Here is a 6,641-nt window from a genome sequence, read left to right on the forward strand (position 1 = left end):
CCAGCCCCAATATTTTGAGCTCTAGCCACTAAAGCTGCTTCTTGAGCTGTATATAGTGCGTTAGATACTCTTTTTACAAGACTAGCAGCACCTGCACCACCCAAAATTGCACCTGTATCAAATCCTTGCCAAAAACACTGTCTTTGGTCATCTGTATAATTACTCCATAGATAATAAGCTGTGATAGCCAAAACTATGGCAGCTAGAGCTAATAATATTAAAGATCCCCCTGCTGTAACCGCAGCTCCAAAACTTGCAAGAATAATTGAAAACAGAATACCAACCCCAAGCCCACCAATCATAGGTAAAATTCCCCCATCAGCCCCACCCCCAATCATATAAGCCCCAACCCCACTCTCAGGGTCAAGCACAATATACCCAGTCCCACTCCAACCAAACGCATTTATCTGTTTTTGTGAAATCGTTACTTCCTTACCTGCATTAATCGCATTTCGCACATCTGTCATTACATCCGTGCTGTGATTAAGTTTTGGTAAAATTTCTGAATAATTGGCTTTGGTAACCGTATAAATCGTTTGACCTTGAGAACTGGCAATCTGCAACGCTTTTACTGCTGAAATACCCTGAGCTTCCTTTTCAGTCGTATTAGGATCATCAAACAACTGTTCAGGAATCAAGTTTTCATTGAGCGACATACTCGGACCCGTCGCACGATTATAGGCAGTTACTTTGGCTCGGACATTATCTTTATCAACCGTTTGTTTTAAGATACGGTCAATATCCATAATCACCCCCTTGGGTTTGGTGTTGATTGCGATACCATAACGATATTGGGTACTCAATCCTGTTCCAAATGTACCAATACTCATATAAGGATTGGTGATAATCCCTGCTTGTTTTTGAGCAATCACATCTTGAGCCTGTAACACCGCAAAATAGCTTTGTACCCCTGCTTGCATGATAGCACCTGTCAAATCATGCTTGGTCAATCCTGCAAGAGCCGTTTGGTCTTTGGTTGCTTGGAATTTTTCTAATTTGGCTTTGGTATCTTCCAATGTTTTTTTAGTTTTCTCTAACTGTTGTTGGCTCATGCCTTGTAGATTGTAACCGATAGCATGATATTCCCCTGCTGTTACATCTTTATTCACAAGGCTTGGCAAATCACTGTTAGGGCTATTAAATCCGTATTTTAGTTTAACTTCAGAGCCTAGCTTGTAGCTACCTTTTGATAATAAAACTTCACCATCAAGGCTAAGTTCAGGGGTCATGTTGATATTGGTTGGTAGATAGCTCGGTAAAGTACCATTTTCATCTTTTGGCAGATAGTTTAGTAAGTTTTTTTCATCACTTTCATTAGCAGGTTTAAATGACAATGATAAGGGCTTACCTTGTAGTTTGGTGGTTGGTAGTTTTACCGTTGCAATTGGGCTATTTTCATCTAAATAACGATTAAAGCCAAACAACCCTGTATCAGTACTTTCAAATAGTTGCATTTCAAAATAATGCTTCATATTATCAGGCAACGTATGATAATCCCCAATCACTGTTTTGATTTTATAAGGCAAAACAGGGCTTAAAAACTGGCTTTTGTACGGTTTTATCGTGTCTGTACCCAATACATCGCCCACTGTTGCATCAGGGTGATGTTGTTTTAAGTAGGTTTCTACCTGTTTTTGGTAGTCTTGGATAGCCGTATTGACCGCATTTTGGTTAAGATTACTCACTGCCCCTGTTGTTTCGTTAATGGTAGCCCCTTGTTTGGCTTGGTCAATGAGTTTTTGAGCGTCAAAAGGCACTGCTTTGGCAAGGTCAATGCCTTTGGTGCGTATATACGATTTATAACTGGCATCAAGCGGTATCCACATATTGCCTTGGTTGTTGGCAAGATTATTGATAGAGCCTTTGGCAGGTAGATTGGTTACATTGGCTTCAACCCAAGTATGCTCTAAGCGTAAATATTTGGCTTCGCTACCGCTCATTAGGGCAGTATTGGGTACACCACCTTGCCCTAGTAGGTTTTGGGCAGCGTCTATGTTATTGACACCACCCACCCAATCCATGGCTTGTTTGGCAGGGATATCAACCGTACCATACACATAGCGTGCAGGGATTTTACTGGCTCTGAGTAATGCGATTAATAAGCTTGCGGTATCGGTTGCGTTACCACGCATGGTTTGCAAGGTGTAATCGGAGCCTTGAATACTGCCATAACTTGGTACAAATTCAATGTTATCATGTACCCATTTATAGATTTTTGTTGGGTTGTGGTCTAGTTCTTTGGCTTTGTCTTTGATAGCTTGGCTGATTTGTACATCATCGGTTTCACCAAGGTCAGCTTCACTCACTTGTGCAGGTAGGGATTTTAATACTGCCCATTCCCCTGCTTGGCTTTGTCCTGATAATTGGTTAATGGGGATAATGCCGTTTTTGTGTTGTTGGTTTAATAGATATTGTCCGATTTGGTATTCGGTTTGTCGCCATTGTTCTACGGCGGTGATTTTTTGTTTAAAGGTGGCAGGGGCGATAGCATTGGTATTTTCTTTAACAATGGGTTCTCTTACCTTGTTATTGGGTGTGCCCCATGGTAGGTTTTCCATGTCAGTTTGCCGTTTGACGGGTTGCCATGCTTCTAGTTGTTTGCTTAATGCTTGTAAGGCTTGATATTGTTGTCCACTCGTTGGGGCTTGTAGGGCGTTTTCTATCAAGTTTTGTAGGGTTTGATAGCGGTTTTGTGCTTCTTGGGTGAGTTCTTCATGTTCTGTTAGGGCGGTTTGATTGTTGCTGTTTTGTAGGGTGGTTTTTTGTTGTGCAAGCTCCGCCATTAGGCGGTTTTGTTCATCAGCTAGCTGTTGTTTTAAGTGTTCTAGTCTGTCTATGGTGTTTTGTAGTTGGGTTGGGTCGTAGTTGATAGTTTCACTATTGTTGGTAAATAGGCTGATGATGCCGTCTTTGGCTTTTTGGTAAATGCTTCTGCCTGTGCGTTTTTTTGTTTGGGTTTGTTGGTAGTCTTGGGTTTGTAGTTGGTATTGGGTGTTTAGGTTTACCAGTTGTTCATAGGCGTTTTCCCCAACAATACTTTGTTGTTGGGGAGCTTCTTGGGCTTTTGCTAGGGTTGCTGGTAGTACCAATACGTTTAACATCGCACTGGTACAAAGTAGGCTAACGCTTTTGGTGAGCCATGTGGCTTTTTGTTCGTTTTTGTTGTTGTTAAAAAATATACTCATTTTGTTTTCCTACTTTCTTCCTAGGGTAGTGGTTTTTTGCCGTTTCTTGCTAAATACCATTTGATTTGCAGGGCTTTTAATAGCTCATCAGCTTCATAACGTAACATAGTGCTTTGATGGGTTGGTGTTTCTTGCATTTTAGATAATGTTGTTGCAAGATTGGCGGCTTCATAAACCGCTAATTCATCAACTTTTGTATTTAAATGTGTTTGAATTAAGCCAATTTGTGTTTTAGCACCCAATGCTAATGTACCATTCGTACCAACAACACGCCATGGGTCAATATGTTGTTTCAGTAGTTTAATTCTACTAGCAATATCTCTGACCAGATAACGGCTTTCTAGTTGATTGATAACTTTATTGCCTTCACTAATTTTAATTTTAACGGCATGTGTCCCTGCTTGTTCAGGCAAACGCACCGTTAAGACCTCATTGATTGATTGTTTAGGTTTTAAGGTGATTTGATAGTGTTGTGTGGTGTTTTTTGTAATGCCACCTGTTGAGCCTAACCAATCCGCCCCATTTGGTAAACTGACCTCAACCGTAATGTGTTTTGGTGTGCTTGAACCATTGTTGAGTGTAATCGGAATTTTTACAGGCTCTCTTGAGACATATTCACCACGAGCTTTGACTCTTCGGTCTTTTAGCAGTTGTGATAAAATACTATTCCAACGTAATTGAGAGATATTGGCATTATTTTGGTAGATTGGTAGTTGGCTTGTTCTTGCCAAATCTAGACTACGGATTAAATCAAACGACATTACCATAGGATAACCCTTACCATATGGTGCAGTGGTGATTGCATTAAATCGTTGATGTGTGACTGGTTGATTTAAAAATTGTTGATTATTACCAAATATCGCCCAAACTTGCGTTGATTGGCTATTGGGTTTTAACGTCAATGCCCAATTACTATGTAAAGGTTGCCCTTTGATTTGCATTTGGGTATTTAACAGGGCAGTATCAATATTTTTATCATTTGTTGTGGGCAAATATTGGGTATTTGGGGTCATCTGTGATTGATTTATCACAGCTCTTCCTTGATAAGTTACCCCTGCTAATTTAAATAAATCATGGTTTAGCCAACTGTGCATACCTGCGTCAAATAATAGGTTATCGCCTGTATGCACTCTTTCTACCAACTCTTTGTAGGTGTGTGGACTTAAGTTTTCTACAGCACCCAATATCCAGTAGTTACCATAAATACCACTTTGTAATTCATGTCTAAATTCCCATGGATGTTTGACCAGTTTATAATTGACTTGTAAACGGTCAAGGTATGAACGAATAATGTTGGCTCTTTCATCAAAACATGGGTAGTTAAAGTTACCTGCTCCAGAGTTACTCAAGGAAGTGTACCAACCATTTTCACAACTATAGTAAACTAAAAGCGTATCTTTTTGATTTTCTTTGTTGGTAAAAGTTGCGGTAATAGGTGCTTCAATAAGTTTAATCTGGGTTTGGGCGATTGCCTTTTTCTCACCGTTAAATGTTGCTACCAACATCACAGTAACAATATCCCCATGATTACCTGTTGATAGCCATGTTTGGTTGCCTGAGACATGGTTTTGTGCAGATACATTACCATTAGGTAGCGAAATCGTGTGGAAAGCGGTGGTACTATCCCCCTTAAACAAGGCTATCTCTAAAGGAATGTTTGTAATTTTATGGTTGTTTGGATTATTTAATTGCCAATTAAGATTGACATTGTCGCCAATTTCTACCTGATGCGGACTGGTAATTGCACCTGATAAGTTGCTACCTGTTTCACTAACAGATAATACTTTAAACGTTTGGGTCAGGGTTTGACGGCTTTGTGAGCCATCAGGTGCTGTGGTAATACTGGTTACGACATAATCCCCTGCCGTTGCTTGATGAAGTGGCAAGGTAAAATACTGGTCTTTAATGGCATTTGGTGATAATTCTTGATAATTATATTGTTTTGTCCAGATGATTTGCCCTGTTGGGTCAGTAACGGTTAGGCTAATCTCTCTGGCGGTTGCCATGGCATTACTGGCAGTATTGAGTAGTCTTGAGTGAATTTGGACAAGGTCAGTTGCTTGGTATTGGGTTTTATCTGTTGCCAAAAGGGTGTTGGTTTGTCCAATGGCACCATCTGCAACAATGGAAAATGGTCTATTAACACTGGCAACAACTTGATTTTGATGAATCAGTTCAATTTTAGCGGTATAGTTACCAACTCTGTGTTGGGTTGTATTCCAGATATTTTTTAAGGTAGCACTATTTTCATTCAGTAAAGGCCTGCCAAGTACTGCTATGCCTAATTGGGTAGATTGTTCAGCAAATTGATGAATTGTATTGCCAACCTCATCTAAAATCGTAATTTTAACCTTAGGTGTTACGCTAAAACTGCCTAGATTAGTTGGAATACTGGTGATTTGTACTTGTTCATTGGCAGTATAAATATTTTTATCCAATGTTCCTGCTAAACTAAATCCTGTGAAATCAGCTGTTACACTAAGACTGGCAATGTTGTTATGTCGGCTATATTCTTGAATAACACCGTGATTATCTTGTGGTGCTGTTGGGTCGGTTGGGTTTGGAATACCTGTAGCACTCTCTATACCTGCACCTGCATCGTTGGCAATCACGACAATTTCGCCAAAGTCTTTTAGTGTACCTGTTAATGGGCTATAATCTAGGTTAATATCAACAAATTCATCAAACCCTAAATCTTTATCTAATCTAACAATACCCAATAGTTTGCTTTGACCTGTGTTGTCTTTTTGGTAAAAGCTAATTGGTGTGCCTTTAGGGGCGATTTTGGCTCCTGCATTGCCAATTCTGGCTCTAAATTGGGTTGGGGCATGAATGCCATTATCAATGATTTGTAAGTAAGATGTGGTTAAATCAACGGCTGATGTTGCATTCTGGTTTAATAGTAGGTTGGCTCGGTATGTGTTATGCACTTCCCAACTGTTTGGCTCTTTTACAGGTACACTTAAATCATCGTTAATATTGGTAACATGGTAACTGTACTGATTCCAAATGTTGCGAGTGTTTGCCCAGTCTTTGTTTTTGCCTGATATCATTCTTATACCATCACTATTAGATGTAATAATAATATCGGCATGACCATCTGCATCAAAATCACCGACTATTGGATATTCATGTGCAGTTGGTGTCCTATTTGGGATTTTAATGCGTTCTACTCCTGTACTCGCATCATAAATCCTTAAATATTGCTCATCAAAATGAACCGCTTCTGTTTTACCATCATTATCAAAATCAAAAACCGTTGAACCTGTGCCACCTGACCCATCATTAATTGGTGTATTCCAAATAATACTTCCATCACCACGCATAGCCACATAATTATAAGTACGAGCAACACCAATATCTGATAGACCATCACCATCAAAATCAGCAATCACAGGTGAACCTCCAGAACTTGCAGGTGCATTATATTCTGCTAGTAACTGTCCATTTTTTGCA

The 6,641-nt window shown here is 39.7% G+C and carries 2 protein-coding genes; both read right to left on the bottom strand.

The features are described from left to right. Window positions 1–3,185: transglutaminase-like domain-containing protein (locus tag A3G3_RS13520; protein WP_019520166.1), on the bottom strand; the 3,185-nt coding region annotated here is incomplete at its 3' end. Between the two features lie 20 nt (window positions 3,186–3,205). Then, a partial coding sequence (locus tag A3G3_RS14635) for an FG-GAP repeat domain-containing protein (protein WP_026212947.1) occupies window positions 3,206–6,641 on the bottom strand: 3,436 nt, incomplete at its 5' end.

It is taken from the genome of Moraxella boevrei DSM 14165 (assembly GCF_000379845.1).
GTDB classification, from domain to species: domain Bacteria; phylum Pseudomonadota; class Gammaproteobacteria; order Pseudomonadales; family Moraxellaceae; genus Faucicola; species Faucicola boevrei.